Annotated in this window: 16 protein-coding genes; 12 read left to right on the top strand and 4 right to left on the bottom strand. The window is 71.9% G+C overall.

Annotated features, from left to right (window positions below; translation table 11 throughout):
- The first annotated feature begins 308 nt into the window (after positions 1 to 308).
- Complete coding sequence (locus PUR53_RS07435; RefSeq protein WP_329907793.1) at positions 309 to 2,177, top strand: serine/threonine-protein kinase; 1,869 nt, start codon at positions 309 to 311, stop codon at positions 2,175 to 2,177.
- Positions 2,178 to 2,289: 112 nt separating this feature from the next.
- Positions 2,290 to 4,065, top strand: coding sequence for a serine/threonine-protein kinase (locus PUR53_RS07440; protein WP_329898605.1), 1,776 nt, complete (start codon positions 2,290 to 2,292; stop codon positions 4,063 to 4,065).
- Between the two features lie 93 nt (positions 4,066 to 4,158).
- Here the strand turns inward: PUR53_RS07440 and PUR53_RS07445 are convergent, their stop codons facing one another.
- On the bottom strand, positions 4,159 to 5,064 hold the full coding sequence (locus tag PUR53_RS07445; RefSeq protein ID WP_329907794.1) for an alpha/beta hydrolase: 906 nt from the start codon (positions 5,062 to 5,064) through the stop codon (positions 4,159 to 4,161).
- Between the two features lie 256 nt (positions 5,065 to 5,320).
- Here PUR53_RS07445 and PUR53_RS07450 point away from each other — a divergent pair, with 256 nt between their 5' ends.
- From PUR53_RS07450 to PUR53_RS07475, 6 genes are all read left to right on the top strand, one after another.
- Positions 5,321 to 5,767: a barstar family protein gene (locus tag PUR53_RS07450; protein ID WP_329898607.1), complete on the top strand. Its 447-nt coding sequence runs from the start codon at positions 5,321 to 5,323 to the stop codon at positions 5,765 to 5,767.
- Between the two features lie 139 nt (positions 5,768 to 5,906).
- Positions 5,907 to 7,298: a diacylglycerol/lipid kinase family protein gene (locus PUR53_RS07455; protein ID WP_329907795.1), complete on the top strand. Its 1,392-nt coding sequence runs from the start codon at positions 5,907 to 5,909 to the stop codon at positions 7,296 to 7,298.
- Positions 7,299 to 7,380: 82 nt separating this feature from the next.
- Positions 7,381 to 9,150 carry a serine/threonine-protein kinase gene (locus PUR53_RS07460; protein WP_329907796.1) on the top strand — a complete coding sequence of 590 codons (1,770 nt, stop codon included), beginning with the start codon at positions 7,381 to 7,383 and terminating at the stop codon, positions 9,148 to 9,150.
- Between the two features lie 267 nt (positions 9,151 to 9,417).
- Complete coding sequence (locus PUR53_RS07465) at positions 9,418 to 11,073, top strand: succinic semialdehyde dehydrogenase (protein ID WP_329898610.1); 1,656 nt, start codon at positions 9,418 to 9,420, stop codon at positions 11,071 to 11,073.
- Positions 11,074 to 11,112: 39 nt separating this feature from the next.
- Positions 11,113 to 12,894 (top strand): GMC family oxidoreductase, encoded by a 1,782-nt coding sequence (locus PUR53_RS07470; RefSeq protein ID WP_329898611.1) that lies wholly within the window; start codon positions 11,113 to 11,115, stop codon positions 12,892 to 12,894.
- Positions 12,895 to 13,149: 255 nt separating this feature from the next.
- Positions 13,150 to 13,884, top strand: a complete 735-nt coding sequence (locus PUR53_RS07475; protein ID WP_329907797.1) for a hypothetical protein — start codon at positions 13,150 to 13,152, stop codon at positions 13,882 to 13,884.
- 426 nt (positions 13,885 to 14,310) lie between these two features.
- Here the strand turns inward: PUR53_RS07475 and PUR53_RS07480 are convergent, their stop codons facing one another.
- Positions 14,311 to 14,598 carry a chorismate mutase gene (locus PUR53_RS07480; protein WP_239756786.1) on the bottom strand — a complete coding sequence of 96 codons (288 nt, stop codon included), beginning with the start codon at positions 14,596 to 14,598 and terminating at the stop codon, positions 14,311 to 14,313.
- A gap of 1,015 nt (positions 14,599 to 15,613) precedes the next feature.
- Between PUR53_RS07480 and guaA the strand changes: the two genes are divergently transcribed.
- Positions 15,614 to 17,185: a glutamine-hydrolyzing GMP synthase gene (guaA, locus tag PUR53_RS07485; protein ID WP_329898614.1), complete on the top strand. Its 1,572-nt coding sequence runs from the start codon at positions 15,614 to 15,616 to the stop codon at positions 17,183 to 17,185.
- A gap of 15 nt (positions 17,186 to 17,200) precedes the next feature.
- Here guaA and PUR53_RS07490 read toward each other — a convergent pair whose 3' ends face one another.
- Entirely contained in the window at positions 17,201 to 17,683 is a 483-nt protein-coding gene (locus PUR53_RS07490; protein WP_329907798.1) for a pyridoxamine 5'-phosphate oxidase family protein, read from the bottom strand.
- 208 nt (positions 17,684 to 17,891) lie between these two features.
- On the opposite strand from PUR53_RS07490, the gene PUR53_RS07495 reads away from it, so the two are divergent.
- A complete protein-coding gene (locus PUR53_RS07495) occupies positions 17,892 to 18,686 on the top strand; it encodes a class II aldolase/adducin family protein (RefSeq protein ID WP_329898616.1) in 795 nt (264 codons plus the stop codon).
- A 23-nt stretch (positions 18,687 to 18,709) separates the two neighbouring features.
- Here PUR53_RS07495 and PUR53_RS07500 read toward each other — a convergent pair whose 3' ends face one another.
- Positions 18,710 to 19,600 carry a DUF4429 domain-containing protein gene (locus PUR53_RS07500; RefSeq protein ID WP_329898617.1) on the bottom strand — a complete coding sequence of 297 codons (891 nt, stop codon included), beginning with the start codon at positions 19,598 to 19,600 and terminating at the stop codon, positions 18,710 to 18,712.
- 317 nt (positions 19,601 to 19,917) lie between these two features.
- Between PUR53_RS07500 and PUR53_RS07505 the strand changes: the two genes are divergently transcribed.
- Positions 19,918 to 21,198, top strand: a complete 1,281-nt coding sequence (locus tag PUR53_RS07505) for a hypothetical protein (protein WP_329907799.1) — start codon at positions 19,918 to 19,920, stop codon at positions 21,196 to 21,198.
- 329 nt (positions 21,199 to 21,527) lie between these two features.
- Positions 21,528 to 22,073, top strand: coding sequence for a DoxX family membrane protein (locus PUR53_RS07510; RefSeq protein ID WP_329898619.1), 546 nt, complete (start codon positions 21,528 to 21,530; stop codon positions 22,071 to 22,073).
- Positions 22,074 to 22,269: the final 196 nt, after the last annotated feature.

The raw sequence follows: 22,269 nt of genomic DNA on the forward strand, positions 1-22,269 counted from the left end.
ACCGCCGGATCGCCCAACGTCCGCCGACCGCCCCGCCACCGCCGGATCGCCCAACGTCCGCCGACCGCCCCGCCACCGCCGGATCGCCCAACGTCCGCCGACCGCCCCGCCACCGCCGGATCGCCCAACGTCCGCCGACCGGCCCGCGTCCGCCGGGCCGCCCAACGCCGCCGGACCGCCCAACGCGGCGCTCGCGGAGCGCTCGCAAGGCGCTCGTGAGACGCTCGTGAGACGTGTGTGCGGCGCTTGTCGGCCAGCCGGTCGCGCGGCACCGGAGGGTTCGGGTCCGGTGCGGCATGATGAGGCGTATGGGGACCGAGGGGGAGAACGTCCGTGTCATAGCCGGGCGTTACCGGCTGGAGGCCAGGATCGGCCGCGGCGGTATGGGGATCGTGTGGCGGGCCACCGACCAGCTCCTCGGTCGGCAGGTGGCGGTCAAGGAACTCGCCCTGGACGACTCGCTCCCCGAGGAGCGCTCCCGGCAACGGCGCGAGCGCACCCTGCGGGAGGCACGGGCGGTCGCCCGGCTCGGCCACCCGCACATCATCGTCGTGCACGACGTCGTCGAGCAGGACGAACGGCCCTATATCGTCATGGAGTTGATCGACGGAGCCTCGCTCGCGGAGCGGATCGACGAGCAGGGCCCCGTCGACGCGCGGGAGGCCGCGCGGATCGGGATCGCTCTGCTGGGCGCGCTGCGGCGGGCGCACGACGCCGGGGTCCTGCACCGCGACCTCAAGCCCGCGAACGTCCTGCTGGAGAACGGCACCGACCGGGTCGTCCTCACCGACTTCGGGATCGCCCAGGTCGCCGGCGCGACCACGCTCACCGAGAGCGGGTCCTTCGTCGGCTCGCCCGAGTACACCGCCCCGGAGCGCATGTCCGGGGTCCGCACCGGGCCGGAGTCCGACCTGTGGTCGCTGGGCGCGCTGCTGTGCGCCGTGCTCAGCGGGGAATCGCCGTTCCGGCGCGACTCGTTGGGCGGGATCCTGCACGCGGTCGTCGTCGACGAGATCCGGCCGCCCGCGCAGGCCGCGCCGCTGCTCCCGGTCGTACGAGGGTTGCTGGAGCGCGATCCGGACCGGCGGCTCGACGCGGAGGAGGCCGAGCGGTTGCTGCGGGCGTTCCGGGAGACCGGCCGGACGCCGCGTACGACGAAGTACCCGAGGACGTCGCCCGGTTACACCCCGACCCGGCGGGACGTGCCGCGCCCGGGGCGGGACGCGGGGCGTACGGATGCCGCGGGGGACGCCGGGGCCGCCGGGGCCGCCGCCCAGGACGTAACGGCGGCCGGGGGCGGACCGTCGCCGTCGGGGCCGGGCCGGCCCGGTTCGGCGGCGCTGCGGGAGCAGCCCGGGCAGCGGCGGCCGCCGCACTCCACCCGGAGCGTGCTGGTCGCGGCGGCGCTGGTGGCGGCGATGGCCGGGGCGGGTGTCTCGGCGGCGGCGCTGCTGATGCGGGAGGGGGGCGGTGGGGGCGGCACACCGGGCACTTCGGCGCCGCGGACGCCGGGCGGGTCGAGCACGGCGGGCGAGTCGGGGCAGTCCGGGCAGTCCGGCCAGTCGGGATCGCCGGGCGAGTCGGGAGGGTCCGGCACGCCGAGTGCTTCGCGCACTCCGGGTGTGTCGGGCGGATCCGGAGAGCCCGGTGGTACGTCCGGTGCATCGGGTACATCCGGCACGTCGGGCGACGCGGCGCCCACCGTGACGCGCTCGCGGGCGGCCACCGCGCCGACCGTGCCCTCGGGGTACCGGCTGGCCGAGGACGAGCGGGGCTTCAGTCTCGCGGTGCCGGACGACTTCACCCGGGAGCCGCAAGGCGAGCGGGTCTTCTACATGTCGCCGGGGCAGGTCATCCGGATCGGGGTCAAGGTCGACGACCCGGAGGCGGGCGGGCCGGCAGGGGTGATGCGGCGCGCCCATGCGAAGGGGCCGTCCACCAACCCCGGTTACCGCGACGGCCGGGTCACCGAGACCACGCACGACGGACGGCAGGCCGCGCTCTGGGAGTTCACCTGGGACGGCTTCAGCGCGGCGGAGGGGCCCCGGCACACGTACGACCTGTGCTGGGAGCGGGATGGGCGGCTGTACGACGTGTGGGTGTCGGCGCCGGTCGGGAGGGTGAGCGAGGCGAAGGAGTACTTCGACGTGGCGGTGGACTCGTTCGTACGTGACTGAAGCGGCGATAGGCGGCGATAGGCGGAGATAAGTGGTGTTCCGCGTCACGGGTCTGTGACCGGAAAGCGACGGGGCTGGATGCCGAAGCGCTTCCCGCGATACAGATGAACGTATGAGCAGCAACGGGGGCGCCCCTTACGGATCAGGGCCTGGGCCCGGCTATGGAGCCGACGAGCCGACGAGTTTCGGACTACAACCGCCGCAGCCGAGTGCGCCGTACCCGGGGAACCCCTACGCGCAGCCGAGCCCGGTCGCGGCCGGGCCGGTGCCTTCCCCGGTCCCGCAGCCGCAGCCACAGCCGGCGCAGACGGCTCGGCCCACCCCGCCCCCGCAGTCGGCGCCGTCCTCGCAGGACCCCGGCACCGGGCGGTTGATCGCCGGGCGCTACCGGTTGCTCGCCAAGCTCGGGCACGGCGGTATGGGCACGGTGTGGCGGGCGCAGGACGAGACGGTGGACCGGGAGGTCGCCGTCAAGGAGCCTCGCGTACCCGACCATCTTCCCGAGCGCGAACGGGCCAACGCCTTCGAGCGGATGCGCCGCGAGGCCCGTGCGGCGGCCCGGCTCGATCATCCGTCGGTCGTGAACGTGCACGATGTGGCGGTCGTGGAGGACCGGCCGTGGATCGTCATGGAGCTGGTACGAGGGCGTTCGCTGGGCGACGCGCTCCAGGAGGGCACCCTCGGGGCCCGTGACGCGGCGAGAATCGGCCTCGACGTGCTCGGCGCGCTGGAGGCCGCGCACGCGGCGGGCATCCTGCACCGGGACGTCAAGCCGGACAACGTCCTCCTCGGTCGGCACGACCGGGTCGTCCTCACCGACTTCGGTATCGCCCAGATCGAGGGCGAGACCAATCTGACGGACACCGGCGGCTTCGTCGGCTCGCCCGAGTACATCGCCCCCGAGCGGGTGCTCGGCCAGCGCCCCGGCCCCGCGTCGGACCTCTGGTCGCTCGGCGTCGTCCTCTACGCCGCGACCGAGGGCGTGTCGCCCTTCCGACGCAGCAACACGCCGGCGACCCTGCAGTCCGTGCTCAACGCCACGCCCGCGGCGCCCGCCTCGGCCACCGGCCCGCTCGCCGAGGCCATCAACGGCCTGCTGCAGAAGGACCCGGCGCGCCGCCCGAGCGCCGCGCGTGTCCGCGAACTGCTGGAGGCGGCCGCGAACCCGCCCGCGCCCATCCAGGTGGTCCAGACGACCGCCGGGCCCCACGCGGGGGACTCCAAGGGCATCAGGATCGGCGCCAAGACCCTCGCCGGGGTCGGCGCGGCGGTCGTCGCGACGGCGGTCGCCGGGCTCGGCGTGCTGGGCGTGGCGGCGGCGGTGACGGCCTACGTGGTGATCGCGGACCCCTTCGCGGGACCGCTGCCGGACGGCTGGAAGCAGCGGGACCTCGGTACGAAGGTCGCCGCGAGCGTGGGCGTGCCCGCGGACTTCGTGAAGGACCGGTTCGAGCCGGACGAGACCGACGGCACGTTCGCGCAGTACAGCGACCCGAGCGGGCTGATCCGGATCAACGTCGACCGGGACATCGAGAAGGACGGCAAGGAGAACGAGATCCCGGGGGTCGCGCTGGACAGGGCGTACGCCGACTGGGAGGTGGTCAAGGACGGCGAGTACTCGCTGGACATCGCCGACGTTCCCGCGCCGAAGGGGCGGCCGCAGGAGGCGAAGTTCCAGGACCGTGAGGCCGCCGAGAACACGATCAGGTACACGACCACGGACACCCAGGCCCCGCGCCTGCGTGAGGCGCGGGTCCTGTACTACCGGGCGGGCAACGGTGACATGTACCGGCTCTGGATCGACTATCCGGGCAAGGGGCACTTCACCGAGCAGGGCCGCGAGATCGCCCGCACGGCCATCGCGAACCTGAAGATCGACGCGATGTAGGGGGGGCCGCCGCCCGGCAGCGTACGCCTCCTGTGGGGGAGCACCTCGGTGGGCGGGACCGCGGCGGAGGGCCGGGACATCAGCTCGGGGCGCTCAGTGCGTCCTCTCGGCGATCCAGCCCAGGACCCGGTCGGCCACCCCCGGTTCCTTCAACAGTGCTCCGCCGTGCGCGGTACCGGCCACCGTCTCGACCGTGACCCCGTTGGCGGGCATGTTGTGGTCCTTCTCCTCGGCGGCTTCGAGGTCGAGCGAGTGCCGGACGGGCACGAAGTCGCCCGCGGAGTGGATCAGGAGCATGGGGGCGTCGTCGCCGCCCGAGGCACGGTTCCTGACGACCATGTCCGTCCAGGTGTCCTTGCAACCCGGATGCGCCGAGGCGGAGTTGTCGACCGTCTCGGGGTGACAGCGGGCCAGGAGGGTGGCGTTGTCGCGCAGTTTGCGCTGCCTGGCGGTCGCGTCGTCGGCGTTGCCGTCGCGCCAGGCGCGGTACGGGTCGTTGACGGGGGACAGGGCCACCACGCCGTCGACGCGGAAGGTGCCGGAGCCGTACGTGGCGACGGCCGTGGCGATCTGGCCGCCCGAGGAGGAGCCCAGCAGGACCAGCCGGTCGGTGTCGACGTCGAAGTCGGCGGCATGGGCGCGGATCCAGTCCAGCGCGGACAGCGCGTCGGTCCGCTGGGCCGGCCAGGGAGCGTCGTAATTCAGCCGGTGGTCGACGGCGAAGACGGCGTACCCCGCGTCCGCGAAGGTGCGCGACCAGGTGGCCCACCCGGTGTCCTCGTACCAGTGGCCGCCGTGCAGGATCACGATGCCCGGCTGCTTCCCGCCTCGCTCCTCACCAGCGGCGTTCCAGTAGGCGTCGAGGGTCTGCCGGGGGTGTGAACCGTAGGCGTGGGAGCTCTCGTTGCGGTCGGCCGCCGCGCTGTCGCGGATGTCGTGGAGGAGGAACCCCGCAACGGTGGCGACGCAAAGAATGAGACAACCCCAGAGCCGACGCACGGCTACCTGCCCTTCGAGTGACCTGACGGCAGGCGACGCCCTCCCCGGGCACGGGATCCGACCGAATGGTCCACGGCATGGGGGCGCCCATACGGCCTGCTTGCGTGAGCAACCGGACTATAGGCGGCCCGCGCGAGCAACCGTCAATCGGGGCAGGCGAGTTGGCCTGACGGACCCGGCCTGAGCGGCTTGGCACCAGGGGGAGGGGTACGATCGCGCACCGGACCGGTCACTACAAGACGTTTGCGCGGGTGCGATGACGACGGATGATCTCCAGGATTCCTGGGTGGACCCCCGGGACGTCCTGCCCTGGCTGCCGTCGGAACCGTACTTCGCGCCGCAGAGCCGTCGCGAGGAAGTGGTCGAGGAACTGAGCGGCGCCGGATTCACCGTCCTGGAGGCCGATCTGGCCGACGTGACGACGGAATCGGACCTGCTGAGGGTTCTGGGGCGCGCGCTGTCGGCGCCGGACCACTACGGCGAGAACTGGGACGCCCTGACGGACATCCTCCGGGACCGGGGGGCGGAAACGCCGTTCCGGATCGCGCTGGTCCTCTCGTCGAGTGCCGTGTTCCTCGGAGCCGACGTCCACGGGTTCGTCCGCTCCGTCTCGCTCCTGCACACCATCGCGCAGGACCTCTCGGACGTGGACGACGAGTACGGACAGCTCGAACTGTTCTATCTGGCCGACTGGAAGCACTGAGCCGCCGTCCCGGGTAGTCCGCCGTCCCGGGTAGTCCGGCTTCCCGCAGGGTCCGGCTCCCCGGGTCGTCGCCCGCTCGTGCCCCCTTGCCCCTAACATGCCGTGTCAAGTGCATGATCGGCGCGAAGGGCGAGCGAGCGTGGGCATCGAACACCTGGACGTACGGGCACACGCGAGACAACGCTGGGCGGCGAGGGCCGCCCTCGGCTGCGCGGTCCTCGCCGTGCTGCTGCCCCTCGGCTTCGCGCGCGGGGCGAGCCTGCTGCTCGTCGCCGGAGTCGTGCTGGGCGCCGGACTCACCGTGGCCTCGCTGTGGTGGGTGCTGACCCGGCGCGGCGCCGCCCGGATCGCGGCGGGAGTGCTGGCCGTGGCCGCGCCCGTCAGCGTCGTCTGGTGGTTCGCCGTCGTCAACCTGCTCTGGGTCGTGATCGTCTCCGCCGCCCTGTGGGGCGTCGCCGTCTGGTCCGGCAAGTTCGCCCTCAGCAGCACCAAGTCCCACCAGGTGCATGTCCCCGAGCACCGCGTCCCCGCCCCCACCCGCCCCTTCCTCATCATGAACCCCAAGTCCGGCGGCGGAAAGGTCGAACGCTTCCGGCTGAAGGAACGCGCCGAACGGCTCGGCGCCACGGTCCACCTCCTCGACCCCGCCCGCCACGAGGACGTCGCCGTGCTGGCCCGGGACGCCGTCAGGAACGGCGCCGACCTCCTCGGCGTCGCCGGCGGCGACGGCACCCAGGCCCAGGTCGCCGCCATCGCCGCCGCGTACGACGTCCCCCTGCTCGTCATCTCCGCAGGCACCCGCAACCACTTCGCCATGGACCTCGGCCTCGACCGCGACAACCCCGCCGCCTGCCTCGACGCCCTCACCGACAAGGGCGTCGAACTCCACGTCGACCTCGGCTACGCCAGCGGCCACCCCTTCGTCAACAACGCCTCGTTCGGCGCGTACGCCGCCGTCGTGCAGAGCCCCGCCTACCGCGACGACAAGGTCCGCACCACCCTGGAACTGCTGCCCGAACTGCTCACGCACCAGCGGGGCCCGCACCTCACCGCCCGCATCGGGGACGCCGTCATCGACGCGCCCCAGGCCGTCCTCGTCAGCAACAACGTCTACCGCAGCGACGACCTCGTCGGGCTCGGCCGCCGCGAACGGCTGGACGCCGGGGTGCTCGGCGTCGTCGGCATCCGTGTCGACAGCGCCGCCGAGGCCGCCGGGCTGGTCCTCGGCCCGAACGCCCCCGGCCTGAGCCTCCTCGTCGCCGACGAGATCGTCGTCGAGGCCGACCGGCCGGAGATCGAGGTCGGCGTCGACGGCGAGGCACTCGTCCTGCCCACCCCTGTCCACTGCCGGGTCTCGCCGAAGGCGGTGCGCGTCCGGGTGCCCCGCGACCGCCCCGGTGTCCCCGAGCCCAAACCGCCCCTGGACTGGCGCCGGTTGCGCAAACTCGCCGCCGCCGTCGGCCGCACCGCCCTGCCCAAGCACCGCGAACGGTACGACTGGGCCGAGGAGTTGTGGAACCGGCGTCGCTAGACTTACTGCGCGCGAGCGTTGTCGACACCGGTCCACCGGGCCCGCGTCGACAAGCTCCGGCCCCACACGGTACTGATGGGGCATGAGCGACGACGGCGAACATCCGCGCGACGAACTCCCGTCCGGCATCAGGACGTTCCGGAGCACCGGTCGCCTGGTGGGCGGCCGTTACCGCCTCATGGAGCGCGTCGGATCCGGCGGCATGGGCACCGTGTGGAGGGCGGTCGACGAACTCGTCGACCGCGAAGTCGCCGTCAAACAGCCCAGGCTGCCCGGTGACCCGCACGGCCCCGCCGGCCCGGACGCCCCGGGCAGCCCGGACGGCGGCCCCGATGGCCCCGTCGGTCCTGAGGACGACGCCCGTCGGCGGGCCGCCAACCGGCTCTACCGCGAGGCCCGCGCCGCCGCCCGCGTCGACCACCCGTCCGCCGTCACCATCCACGACGTCGTGGTCGAGGACGGGGCCCCGTGGATCGTCATGGAACTGGTCCGCGGGGAGTCGCTCCACGAGGTCCTCAAACGCGGCGCCCTGACCCCCGTCGAGGCCGCCCGCATCGGCCTCGCCGTGGTCGGCGCGCTGCACGCCGCGCACGGTGTCGGCATCGTGCACCGCGACGTCAAGCCCGCCAACGTCCTCCTCGGGCCGCACGGCCAGGTCGTCCTCACCGACTTCGGCATCGCCCATGTCCAGGGCGAGGAATCGCTCACCGTGACAGGGGAGTTCGTCGGGTCGCTCGAATTCGTCGCGCCCGAGCGGATGGCCGGGCCCGGAGCCGCCGGCCCGCCCTCCGACCTCTGGTCGCTCGGCGTCCTCCTCTACGCCGCCGTCGAGGGCTGGTCCCCCTTCCGCCGCACCACCCTGGAGTCCACGCTCGCTGCGATCCTCGCCGCCGAGCCCCCCGAGCCGGAGCGGGCGGGCCCCCTCGGACCCCTGCTCGTACGACTGCTGGCCAAGGACCCCGCGCTGCGCCCGGACGCCGAGGAGACCGCCGGGTTCCTGCGCGACGTGGCCGAGGACCGGACACCCGACACCCAGACCCCTGCCGGGCTCCGTGAGTTGGGCGAGGACGCGGGGACATTGCGGCTCGGCGTACGGGGTGAGGACGGCGAGGACGTACGGGGCGAGGAGCGCGAGGACGTACGGGGTGAGCTGCATGCGCCCGAGGTCGTGCGGGACACCGAGGTCGTGCGGCCCGGAGCCGCGCGCCCCCGGCGCAGGGCGCGCGCCGGTCGTCTCGCCGTCGCGACCGCCGCCGGGCTGCTGCTGGCCGGTGGGGGAGCCTGGGCCGGGGTCGCGTTCGACAAGGACGGCGGTGTCACCGAGGTCGCCGAGCCGAAGGTCGGATGGGTGGACGCCCGTGTCGCGTCCCCCAGCCCGACCCCGACCCCCGGCACACGCTGGGTGGCCCACCGCGAGGAGGCCATGGACGCCGTCCTCTCCCTCCCAGGCCCCTACGAACGGCTCCGCGCGGAGGGCGGCGACGGCGACGACGGGCGGCCCCGTACGGTCACCTACGAGGGCGAGAAGGTCGTCCGGGTACGGCTGACGCAGTGGGACCAGGCGCCCGCCTCACCCATGGAACAGGCCAAGGACTCCACGGACATCGTGGCCGGCGACGTGAAGTCGATGGCCAACTTCACCGCCACGAGCTTCCACGACCAGGAGGCCGTCCTCGCCGACACCACCCACTACCTGGACGGCACCCCCACCAGGGTCCTGGAACTGATCGTCCGCACCGACGACGACCGGATGTACGAACTGCGCGTCGACATGCCGAAGGGCACGGCCGACGAGAAGAAGGGCACGGCCGTCTTCAAGGGCGCGCGCGAGCGACTGGAGATCGGGCCGTAGGCCGCCGACCGGCACTGGAGACCGGACCGTAGCCCGCGCCGGCATTGGAAACCGGGCCGTAGGCCGCCAAGCCGGCACCGGTGACCGGACCGTGGCCGTCTTCCGGCACGGAAGTGATCGACGCCGCATTCGTGGCCGCACGGCACCGTCCGCCGCCCTGATCAGCGACTTCGTTGCCAGCGATCACTGGCGTGGTGCGAGCGTCCCGGTGAAACCCTGTTACCGCCGGGTACCCAAAGTCGTCCGGTCCGGAATACCCTGCGCGTCATGACGGACTCGCAGGCCCCCGAAAAGACCGGCACGACCACCACGGGAACGACCGGCACGGCACGGACGACCGGCACCAACCCCCTCGCGGCGGCCCCGCAGGGCGCCCGTACCGCCGCCGACGTGGTCACCCCCGAACTGGTCGCCCAGCTCACCAAGGGCGTGGTCGGCTCCGGCCGCACCGCCAACCACACGCCCTTCACCGGCGAGAAGCTCGCCGACCTGCCGGAGTCCACCCCCGAGGACGTGGCGACGGCCTACGAGCGGGCCCGCGCCGCCCAGGCCGTCTGGGCACAGCGGCCCGTGCGCGAGCGCGCCGCCGTACTCCTCCGCTTCCACGACCTGGTGCTGGAGCGCCAGGGCGAGGTGCTCGACCTCATCCAGCTGGAGACCGGCAAGGCCCGCCTCCACGCCCACGAGGAGGTCCAGGCCGTAGCGGTCGCAGCCCGTCACTACGGCCGCAAGGCCCCCTTCTACCTCAAGCCGAAGCGGCACACCGGCGCCGTACCGACCCTCACCAAGGTCACCGAACTGCGCCACCCGCGCGGTGTGATCGGCCAGATCGCCCCCTGGAACTACCCGCTCGAACTCTCCGTCGGCGACGCGATACCGGCCTTCGTCGCGGGCAACGCCGTCGTGATGAAGCCCGACACGGAGACCTGCCTGACCGCCCTGTGGGCCCGCGACCTGCTCATCGAGGCCGGCCTGCCCGCCGACGTCTTCCAGGTCGTCCTCGGCGAGGGCCCTGTCATCGGCCCCGAGGTCGTCAAGCACGCCGACTACGTCTCCTTCACCGGCTCCACCCGAACCGGCCGCGAGGTCGCGCAGGGCGCCGCCGCCCGCCTCGTCGGCGTCTCCCTCGAACTCGGCGGCAAGAACGCGATGCTCGTCCTCGAGGACGCCGACATAGAGAAGGCGGCGGCGGGCGCCGTCCGCGCCTGCTTCTCCTCCGCCGGCCAACTCTGCATCTCCATCGAGCGGTTGTACGTCCACGAGTCCGTCGCCGACGCCTTCCTGGAGCGTTTCGCCGCCCGCACCAAGGCCATGCGCCTCGGCAAGTCCCTCGCGTACGGCGCCGACATGGGCTCCCTCGTCGGCGAACGCCAGCTGGAGACCGTCACCCGGCACGTCGACGAGGCCGTGGAGAAGGGCGCGACGGTCGTCGCGGGCGGCGTGGCCCGCCCCGACATCGGGCCCTACTTCTACGAGCCGACCATCCTCGACGGCGTCACGGAACCCATGTCCGTGTGCACGGAGGAGACCTTCGGCCCGGTCGTCTCCCTCTACCGCTTCACGGACGAGGACGAGGCGATCGCGGAGGCCAACTCCACCGCGTACGGCCTCAACGCCTCCGTCTGGACCAAGGACGGCCGCCGCGGCCGCGAGGTCGCCTCCCGTGTCCGCGCCGGCACGGTCAACGTCAACGAGGGTTACGCCTCCGCCTACGGCTCCGTGCAGTCCCCGATGGGCGGCATGAAGGACTCCGGTCTCGGCCGCCGCCACGGTTCCGAGGGCATCCTCAAGTACACGGAGGCCCAGACCGTCGCCCAGCAGCGTCTGCTGCCCATGGCCCCGTCCCTCGGCATGGACGACGAGAAGTACGCCCAGTTCATGAGCCGCAGCCTGAAGGTGATGAAGGCACTGAGGCTCCGCTAGGTCTTCGGGCCCGCCCACCGTTCTCAACGAGGAGAGCACGTGTCGTACGACTACGACGTCATCGTCGTCGGATCCGGTTTCGGCGGTTCGGTCACCGCCCTGCGCCTGACCGAGAAGGGCTACAAGGTAGGCGTCCTCGAAGCGGGCCGTCGGTTCACGCGCGAGTCGCTCCCCAAGAACTCCTGGGACCTGAAGAACTACCTCTGGGCCCCCGCCCTCGGCATGTACGGCATCCAGCGCATCCATCTCCTGGGCAACGTCATGGTGCTGGCCGGAGCCGGCGTGGGCGGCGGCTCCCTCAACTACGCCAACACCCTCTACGTACCGCCGAAACCGTTCTTCGAGGACCCGCAGTGGAAGGACATCACCGACTGGCAGGAGGAGCTGAAGCCGTACTACGACCAGGCCCGCCGCATGCTCGGCGTACGGCTCAACCCGACGATGACCCCGTCGGACGTGCACCTGAAGGCCGCCGCCGAGCGGATGGGCGTCGCCGACAGCTTCCACCTCGCCCCGGTCGGCGTCTTCTTCGGTGACGGCGAGGACGCCGACGGCAAGACGAAGGCAGCCCCCGGCGACCAGGCGGCTGACCCCTACTTCGGCGGTGTGGGCCCCGCCCGCACCGCCTGCACCGAGTGCGGCGAGTGCATGACCGGCTGCCGCCACGGCGCGAAGAACACCCTCAACGAGAACTACCTCCACCTCGCCGAGAAAGCGGGCGCGGTCGTCCACCCGATGACGACGGTCGTGGCCCTGACGGAGGACTCGCAGGGCGGCTACGCCGTGACGACCCTCCCGACCGACAACCGCAGGAAGGGCGAGGGCCGGGTGCTCAGGGCCCGCCGCGTCGTCCTCGCCGCCGGCACCTACGGCACCCAGACCCTCCTGCACCGGATGAAGGCGAACGGCCAACTGCCGCACCTCTCGGACCGCCTGGGCATGCTGACCCGCACCAACTCCGAAGCGCTGGTCGGCGCCCAGACCGACAACCGCCGCTACCGCAAGGCGCACGGCGCGCCCGAGGTCGACTTCACCCGGGGCGTGGCGATCACCTCCTCCATCCACCCCGACGACAGCACCCACATCGAGCCGGTCCGCTACGGCAAGGGCTCCAACGCGATGGGCGGTCTGTCGATCCTCCAGGTCCCGTACGCGGGTGGCACCGCATCGGGCGCCACCCGGGTCCTCGGCTGGCTCGGGTACGCGGCCAAACACCCCCTGCTGGTGGCCCGTTCGCTCTCCAACCGCCGCTGGTCGGAGCGGACCATCATCGGTCTGGTGATGCAGTCCCTGGACAACTCCCTGTCGACGCACCTGAAGCCGAAGGGCCTGGGCAAGGGGCTGTTGACGGCACGTCAGGGCCATGGCGCGCCCAACCCCAAGCAGATCGAGGCCGCTTCGCAGGCCGCGTCCGCCATCGCCGCCGAGATCAACGGCTTCGCCGGCAGCAACGTGGGCGAACTGATGGGCACCCCGCTCACCGCGCACTTCCTCGGCGGCTGCCCCATCGGTGCCACGGCGGACGACGGCGTGATCGACCCGTACCACCGCCTCTACGGGCACCCCGGCATCTCCGTCGTCGACGGGGCCGCTGTCTCCGCGAACCTGGGCGTCAACCCGTCCCTGACGATCACGGCGCAGGCCGAGCGGGCGATGTCGTACTGGCCGAACAACGGCGAGCCGGACCGGCGCCCGGCCCCCGGCGAGGCCTACGAGCGCCTCAGCCCCGTCGAGCCCCTGCACCCGGCGGTCCCGGCGGACGCGTTCGGCGCGCTGCGTCTGCCGCTGGTGCCGGTACCGACGGTGCCGCCGAAGAAGTAGCCAGGGGAGGAAAGAGTTACGGAGAAGGACCCGCACCCCCCTCCGAGCGCGGGTTCTTCTCTCGTGTGCCAGATGTGACTGGTGAGTGGTGCGAAGGGTTGCCCTCGCGATGACAGTTTTTTTGTGTGACGCGAGTCACGCGCAAAGAGGGCGTGAGGAGCACAACCGATGGGCGCGCCCCGCCGTCACATACATGTTCGATGGGGCCTGTGGGGCCTCTGTGATGCATGAAGCGAAAAGCATGAGGTGGGGGACATGAAGTCGACGATGTCGCGGGTGGCGGTGGCCGTCTCGGTCGCGGTCGCGCTGGGATTCACCGCGGCGTGTGGTGGGGGCGGCGACGAGGACAAGGGCGCTGACGCGAAGCCGTCGGCCGCTGACAGCGCCTCGGCCGCCGGGGACGGGAAGGACGAGGCCGGGAAGCCCGCGCTGACCGAGGCCCAGTTGAAGGAGGCGGCCCTCGCGAAGGGGGACGTGAAGGGCTACACGATCTCCGAGATGCCGGCGGACGACATGCCCGCCGTACCTGTTCCCGCGGAGCCGGCCGCCTGCCAGGCCCTTGCGAACATGTTCTACTTCACCTCCGACCCGCAGGCGAAGGACCGTGCCGGACGCAGGGTCACCGCAGTGGACGAGCTGTCCGCCACCGTGCTGGCCGTCGCCCTCGCCGCGCACGAGCAGAGCGACGCCGAGAAGGTCATGGCCGACCTGCGCAAGGCGACGGAGAGCTGCGACGGGTACGAGCAGGTCGGCAACAAGTACACCGACATCGAGACCCTCACCACACCGAAGCAGGGCGACGAGGCCGTCGCGTACAAGCTGAAGGGCGACATCGAGGGCGCGAAGATCCCGATGTCCTTCACGGTGGTGCGCAGCGGCTCGACGCTCATCACGTTCTCGTCGATGAACATGCTCGACGCGGACAAGGCCGAGGTGCCCGCCGAAGTCCTGGACGCACAGGTCGCGAAGCTGGAGAAGGTCGCCGGCTGAGCGGACGCGGTGGGACCAAGGGCCCCGGGGACGGCTGTAACAGGCCGACCGCGGGGCCCTCCGTCCTTTTTTGCCTGGTCGTGTCGGCGGTTCGTTCCGCGTCGTAAGGGGGAGAACGGCCTCCGCGACCGGTCTGCCCGCCCTGGAACAGTTCCGCCGGTCGGCCCCGGGCGTCCCCGGAGCCGGCCGATCTCTTGCGTGACCGGGCTGCTGTCCCCTGCCGTCCGGTCACAACCCCGGAGCGAGGTCCCACGGCGCACGGCACGATCCGGACGCCTCATCGCTCCAGCGGAGCCACGCGTGGTTCTTTCGGGCCCGCACCTGGCTGGCACGGACACCGACACCAACGAAGCGTGTCGTACGGCGGTCACGCGCCGTACGGGTGAGACGGCAGGCGTATGTACGTGCGCCGCCGGAGCGCGCCGGTCAGATGCGGCCTCGGCACAGCTCCAGCAGGGTCATGGCGAGCGCGGTGCCCGGCTTGCCGAGGGCGTCCCTGTAGTGGGCCAGGACCTCCATCTCGCGCGACAGGTTCACGCGCCTGCCGCCGGACTCGATCCGTGCCTCCTGGATCACGGCGGAGACCGCCACGCGTTCCTGGATGAGGCCGATGATCCGGTCGTCCAGGGCGTCGATGCGTTCCCGGGCGCCGGTGATCAGACCAGCCGCCTCGGAGGTACGGGCGCCGGTCTTCTCGGTGGAGGTGATGGTCATCTCTGGGGCTCCTCGTCGGAAGTCGAACGGACTCCCCGGAGCGGCAAGACCCGGAAAACGCCAGACGCCCCGGACCTTGTCGGCCCGGGGCGCCTGGGGAAGTCGCTTGTCAGTAGCTCAAGCAGCACGACCATGGCAGCCGGTGGGCCCGGTGCCATAGCTAAAGACAAAGGTCGAGTGCGCGAACATGCCCCCACTATGCCACACCCCCCTCCCCACCCCCCATGACTCCGCCCGCCCGCCCGACCGACCGCCGACGCGTTCTTCTGCCCCCGACGGCTCGCACCTCTTCCACCGCCCCGGCCGTCCGCGCGCTTTCCGCAGCCTCGACGGCCTGCGGCTTCTGCCTTCGCCCTGGCCGCCTGGGCGTTCTTCTGCAGCGTGGATGGCTTGCGGCTTCTTGCACCACCCCGACGGCTTGCGGCTTCTTCCACCGCCCCGATGGCTTGCGGCTTCTTCCACCGCCCCGATGGCTTGCGGTTTCTTACTGCGCTCTGGTCGCCTGCGTGCTCTTCCGGAGCCTCGAGGGCTTGCGGCTTGCGGCTTGTGCGCCCGCCCGACCTCCCGCGCGCTCCTCCACAGCCCCGTTCGCCTGCGGTTATACCGCCGAACCCGGTCGACGAGTTGCTTGCCCCGTCCCGGCCGGCCGAGATGCCTCGCCGCGCTGACCGGTCAGGTGCTCTTCCACTGTCTGGTCGACCGAGCTGCGTTCGCCGTCCCGGCCAACCGCGCCCTTCCGTCGCCTCGGTCGCGTGCGCCGCCGCTTCCGGAACCCCCCCACCCAACGTGAGGCATCCCTCCGCGTCGCCTCCGTCCGCCGCGAGCCGCTCGTGCCGTCCGCGTCCGTCGCGAGGTTGCGCCCTGCCGCCCCCACCCCAGGGGCTCTCTCCTGCCGGGGCCTCCGCCGGGGCCGGTGTGCCCTCTCGGCGGAGCGACCGGTGGGCCCACTTCAGGAGCGCGCACCCCGGTAGACTCGGACACACACAGACCCCGCCCAACCGCCGGAAGGCACCCCGTGTCATCAGCGAACGCCGCCCCCGACACCGTCCTGGTCGTCGACTTCGGCGCCCAGTACGCCCAGCTCATCGCCCGCCGCGTCCGCGAGGCCCGGGTCTACAGCGAGATCGTGCCGAGCACCATGCCGGTCGCGGAGATGCTCGCCAAGAACCCGGCGGCGATCATCCTCTCCGGCGGCCCCTCCTCGGTCTACGCCGAGGGCGCCCCCCGCCTCGACCGCGAACTCTTCGAGGCCGGCGTCCCCGTCTTCGGCATGTGCTACGGCTTCCAGCTGATGGCCACCACCCTCGGCGGCACCGTCGACAACACCGGCGCCCGCGAGTACGGCCGTACCCCCCTGCACGTCTCCAAGTCCGGCAGCACCCTCTTCGAGGGCACCCCCGACGAGCAGTCCGTCTGGATGTCCCACGGCGACGCCTGCTCCGCCGCCCCCGAGGGCTTCACCGTCACGGCCTCCACCGACGTCGTCCCGGTCGCCGCCTTCGAGAACGACGAGAAGAAGCTCTACGGCGTCCAGTACCACCCGGAGGTCATGCACTCCACGCACGGCCAGCAGGTCCTGGAGCACTTCCTCTACCGCGGCGCGGGCATCACCCCCAGCTGGACCACCGGCAACGTCATCGAGGAGCAGGTCGAGGCCATCCGCGAGCTGGTCGGCGACAAGCGCGCGATCTGCGGCTTGTCCGGCGGCGTGGACTCCGCCGTCGCCGCGGCCCTCGTCCAGAAGGCCATCGGCTCCCAGCTGACCTGCGTCTACGTCGACCACGGCCTCATGCGCAAGAACGAGACCGAGCAGGTCGAGAAGGACTTCGTCGCCGCGACCGGCGTACAGCTGAAGGTCGTCGACGCCGAGGAGCGGTTCCTGAAGGCGCTGGCCGGGGTCTCCGACCCCGAGCAGAAGCGGAAGATCATCGGCCGCGAGTTCATCCGCGTCTTCGAGCAGGCCCAGGCGGAGATCATCGCCGACGAGGGCCCCGAGGTCGCGTTCCTGGTCCAGGGCACGCTGTACCCCGACGTGGTCGAGTCCGGCGGCGGCACCGGCACCGCCAACATCAAGTCCCACCACAACGTCGGTGGCCTCCCCGAAGACCTCGAGTTCAAGCTGATCGAGCCGCTGCGCAAGCTCTTCAAGGACGAGGTCCGGATGGTCGGCCAGGAGCTGGGCCTTCCGGAGGAGATCGTCCAGCGCCAGCCGTTCCCCGGCCCCGGCCTCGGCATCCGGATCGTCGGGGAGGTCACCAAGGACCGGCTCGACCTGCTCCGCGAGGCCGACGCCATCGCCCGCGAGGAGCTGACGGCGGCCGGCCTCGACCGCGACATCTGGCAGTGCCCGGTGGTGCTGCTGGCGGACGTCCGGTCCGTCGGCGTCCAGGGCGACGGCCGCACCTACGGCCACCCCATCGTCCTGCGCCCGGTCTCCTCCGAGGACGCCATGACCGCCGACTGGTCCCGGCTGCCGTACGACGTCCTCGCGAAGATCTCCACCCGCATCACCAACGAGGTCGCCGACGTCAACCGCGTCGTCCTCGACGTGACGAGCAAGCCCCCGGGCACCATCGAGTGGGAGTGACTCCCGTTTGAGCGGTCAGGTCCGCTTGAGGGTCCGCACCGGCTCTCCGGGCTTCCAGACCTGGACGACCAGGTACTTGTCGTCCTCGACGTAGGTCCGCACGACCTCCGTCAGCTCGGTGCGGAAGAGGTGGAACGGCTCCGGCGGTTCCACCTCTTCGCCGTATGCGGCCTTCACCGCGGGATCGTCGACCTCGATCGCCCGGCCGCTCACCCGTACGTCCCCGCCGCCCATCTCCGTGCCCGGCCCGGGGTTGGCCTGCAACGCGAAGCGGGAGTCGCGGCGCAGATCGAGCGCCTTGCGCGAGCCGGGCATCATCCCCAGCCACAGCTCCCCGTTCACGAACCGGACCTCCAGCCCGGTCGTACGCGGCGAGCCGTCCCTGCGGAGGGTGGCGAGGACGTGATGGGTGAAGGCGCCGAAGCGCGCCTCGACCGTCTGTGCGAGTTCGGGTGCGGCGGCGACGAAGGCGCCCCAGTTCGAAAGATTCTCCGGCATACGTCGAGTCTCACGCGGATACCCGACAACCACTGTCCGGTTACCCCGAGCGACGTACCGTGTCGCCCGGCCCGCCCGGCGGAGTGCCATCTGACGCGCTTCGGTGACTTGCGTAACGGTTGCGCACCCTCTTCACCGGACGGACCTGTTCTCCGTGGGGGACCGACGGTAACTTCCGCTTTGTAAAGGAAGTCACTCTGGAGGACACATGCACGGGCCCACACCGCCCCTGCCCCTACCCACCGACCAGCTCCGGTTCGCCATGCCGCCGATGCACGAGTCGCCGGAGGACGAGCGGCGGCACCGCAAGGAACGGCTGGCCGGGGCCCTGCGGATCTTCGGGCGTATGGGGTTCGAGGAGGGGGTCTCGGGACACATCACCGCGCGCGACCCGGAGTACAGCGACTGCTTCTGGGTCAATCCGTTCGGGATGCCCTTCAAGCACGTCACGGTGAGTGACCTGGTCCTCGCCAACCAGGACGGCCAGGTCATCGAGGGCCGCTACCACGTGAACCAGGCCGCCTTCACCGTTCACGCCCAGGTGCACGCCGCCCGCCCCGACGTCGTCGCCGTCGCCCACTGTCACTCCGTGCACGGCCGCGCCCTCTCCGCCCTCGGCGAGCTGCTCGACCCGATCAGCCAGGAGTCCTGCGCCTTCTACGAGGACCAGGCGCTCTACGACCACTACACGGGCGTCGCTGTGGACGCGGACGAGGGCCGCCGCATCGCCGCGGTCCTCGGCAGCCGCAAGGCCCTCGTGCTCCGCAACCACGGTCTGCTGACCGTCGGCGACTCGGTCGACGCGGCGGCCTGGTGGTTCCTGTCCATGGAACGCTCGGCGCAGGTGCAGCTCACCGCGAAGGCGGCGGGCCGGCCCCTGCTCATCGAACACCGGCTGGCCGTCGCGACACGGGAACAGGCGGGCGGCGACCTGGTGGCGTGGATCAACTACCAGCCGCTGTGGCAGGACATCAGCCGCAGCGAGCCGGACCTGCTGAGTTGAGGACGGCGCCTGAGCGCGAGCCGTCAGAAGTCGCGCAGCACCGCCGCCTTCGTGGCCGCGAACTCCTCGTCCGTGAGGACACCGCCACGATGCAGCTCACCGAGTTCGCGGAGCCGGCGCAGGAGCGTGTCATGGTGGTCGGGGGCCGGAGGCCGGGCCGTGACGGTCCCGGCCGGCCCCGACCGGTCCGCGTGGTCGTTCGCCCGTGTCGACGGATGGGGGAGCCGCGCCGTGACCGCCGTCGCGACGAGGGCCGTGAGCAGGTCGCGACGTGTACTGCCCCACAGGTCGAGGGCGAACGGATCCCGCTCCGGCGGCAGCTTCGAGAACACGGTCTCGCGCGTCACGAACCGCAGGAAACCGTCCTCGTAACCGGAGTTGGGCAGCCACTCGACCTGCACCAGCTCACCCACGTCGATGATCCGGGGGCCGGTCGCGCGCTTGACCCGGTCGGAGGTGTCGTTCCAGTCGATCCGCACCCGCGTCCCGTCGAACGACACCGTGCCGTCACTGGACCGCACCGACACCGGCACGGGCGGACCGGGCAGCAGATAGGCACTGGCGGGTTCCTTCGGCGTCTGCTCCAGCAGCATCGACTGCCGTATCTCCTCGGCCACGTACTCGGCGATCCCCGACCGGTCGAGATCGACCGTGAGCCGGTACGGGTCGGCCGCGTCCGGCAGCCGCCCGCCCGTGGCCTGAAGCAGCGGATCACTGCCCTCGCGAAGCCGCAACCGCAGCCGTCCGCGCCTGCGTTCGGGCTCGTAGACGACACCGGCCACCGCCTCCAGGGGCACCGCGATCTCCCCGTACGTCTGCCGGAACAGCGCCACGGAACGGTGCAGGCCCGGCGTGATCCGGACCGTGCTGCCGTCGAAGGCCCAGACGCCGTCGCGCTGGATGATCTCGGCCATAGGAGGATTCTCCCAGCCGGGTCAACACGAGCACCGGCACTTCACCCCGCGCCTCCCACGCACGGAGTGGCCCTGCCGAATGCGGACCGTGTTCCATACGGCACAATTCGCTGTCATCGCAGGGCAGTTGTACGTCCGCACGGCTGTGGTAATGAGCGGACGTACGTACGACCCGCACGACGGCGGTATCGACTCGGAAGTATCAGCGGTAACAGCATTGCCGGCAGAGGGCAATGACGGTGGCGGCGAAGGCCGAAGTACGCGGACGTGGGCGCGCAGACGCACACGGACGTCGGCGCGGGAAGGCGGGCTCGGGCATGGCGGTGCAGGAGGCGAGAGCGGGCATGGGCGCGGGCGCCCATGAAGGCGGGTGCACGTGCGGGGACTGCCCGCACGGGGCGCGCGCGGGACACCGGCGCGCCGTCGCCGAGTTCCTGCTGAAGCGGGAGGAGTTCGCGTCGGGGCACGGACTGCCGGCGGCCGTCGCGCACTCCGCGTCCGCCTCCCGCCAGTGGGTCTCCGACGAACTCACCCAGTCCGCGGCCCTCGTCGCCGAACGCGGCCGGGTCGAGGGCGAGGCCTGGCTGGCCCGCCTGTGGCTGCGCACGGCCCTCGTGGTCTGGGCCGCCGTCGTCACCCTCCTCCTCGTCCAGTCCCTCACCGCGATCGGCGCCGGTTGGACGGCGGCCCGCACCGCCGGCCTGCTCGCCGCCCTGCTGGTCGCCGCGGCGCTCACCGGCGCCGGCTATCTGCACCGGGCGCGCGGCGGTGCCCTCGCCCCCGTCATCGGCGAGGACAACCGTCTCTCCACCTCCCGCGCGATCGCGGCCGGTTGGGTGCTCTTCGTCGTCTTCGCGGTCCTCGTCCTCGTCGGCCGCCTCGCCGCAGCCTCCGACCACCGTGAACGCGACGCCCTCATCGCCGGCCTCGACCTCGCCCGCGGCGCCGGCATCGTGACCGTCCTCGCCGTCGTCTGCGGCATCGCCGTCCTGGTCCGCCGCGTGGTCGGTCTCCGTGTCCTCGCCCAACGCCTCCAGAAGGTCCGCGCCCACCGCCCCCGCGCCGCCGACCTCCTCACCGACGACTCGGGCCGCGGCAGCTTCTCCGACATCCAGTACGTCCTCATCTGCTCCGTCGCCCTCGCCTTCGCGGCGGTCCGCCTCGCCCGCCGCCCCGACCAACTCCCCGACCTCCCCTGGGGCCTCGCCCTCCTCGTCCTGGTCTCGGCCGCCACCTACGTCGCCGGCAAATACGCCGAGGGCGGCCGCCCCGTCATCCTCTCCGTCGTCCGCGCCCGCGAGGCCGGCGACCTCGACGCCCCCATCCGCAACGGCGACGACATCGAGATCCGCGGCTCCGGCTTCGTCCCACTCGGCGCCCAGACCGCCGACCACCTCTCCCGCATGGTCGTCCGCATCGGCCCCGTCCACGTCCACGTCCCCCTCGTCCCCGTGGCCGGCGGCTTCAGCAACCCCACCGACGCCGTCCTCACCGCCCCCGTCCCCGCCGACGTCGAACCCGGCAAGGTCGAAGTCCAGGTAGTGACAGCGGCCGGCGTGGAAACCAACCGCTACACCATCGAGGTCTCAGCGGACTGACAGCCGCCGACGGGGGAGGGCGGCGGGAGCGGGGGAGAGGCGAGGCACTGTGTCCCTCGCCGGGTGCGGCTCGGCACCCCGCCGGATGCAGCGGACGGAGCACCCGGCGGACGCGCGCGGGGGCGGGGGCGGGGTCGAACGGGCCCAGCCCCTGGGATACGACGGGTGAGGGCAGCGGGGGCGAGGAAGTCCCCGGAACCACACCCCGCCTCCCCGACAAGGCACTCCGACCCGGAAAAACACGCCCGAACCATTGAGCACCCCCACCCCTGTGAACGTATCGTCTGTTGAGGGGTCAACGGCACGGCGGACAAGAGGCGGCGCAGACCATGACTCACGACATTCGCTCGGACTCCCACACCCCCTACTTCGACGAGGGCCCCGACTGGCGGGACACCGCCACCCGCTACGCCCTCCTGCCCCTACGCGTCTTCCTCGCCGTCACCTTCATCTACGCCGGCCTGGACAAACTCACCGACAGCGCGTTCATGGCGGACTCCGGCTCCGGCTCCATCGGCGACATGATGAGCGCCGCCCGAGACTCCTCCGCCATCCCAGCCATGATCGACATGGCCCTGAACAACCCCGTCGGCTTCGGCTACGCCATCGCCATCGGCGAACTCGCCGTCGGCATCGGCACCCTCCTCGGCCTCCTCACCCGCCTCGCCGCCCTCGGCGGAGCCCTGATCTCCCTCAGCCTCTGGCTCACCGTCAGCTGGTCGGCATCCCCGTACTACTACGGCAACGACCTCCCCTATCTCATGGCCTGGATCCCCCTGATCCTCGCCGGGGCACCGGTCCTCTCCGTGGACGCCGCCATCCGCTCCCGCCGCCGGGGCACCACCAGCAGGCACCGCGCGGACGCCTACCACTGACCCCACAAGGCCCCGCTCAGCCGGCCCCGCCCCCACACTCCGCCCCCATTCGCTGCCCAATCCGGCCCACAGGCTGCCCTCCACCCATCACGGCTCAGCCGACGCGACCGGGCCACGACTCAGCGACACAGCTGCCCCCCCATCTGCTCCCAGCCGCGTCCACCCATCCCCCTCCCGCGCTCACCCTTCTTGGGCC

This window comes from Streptomyces sp. SP18BB07 (genome assembly GCF_036322545.1).
Taxonomy (GTDB): Bacteria; Actinomycetota; Actinomycetes; order Streptomycetales; family Streptomycetaceae; genus Streptomyces; species Streptomyces deccanensis.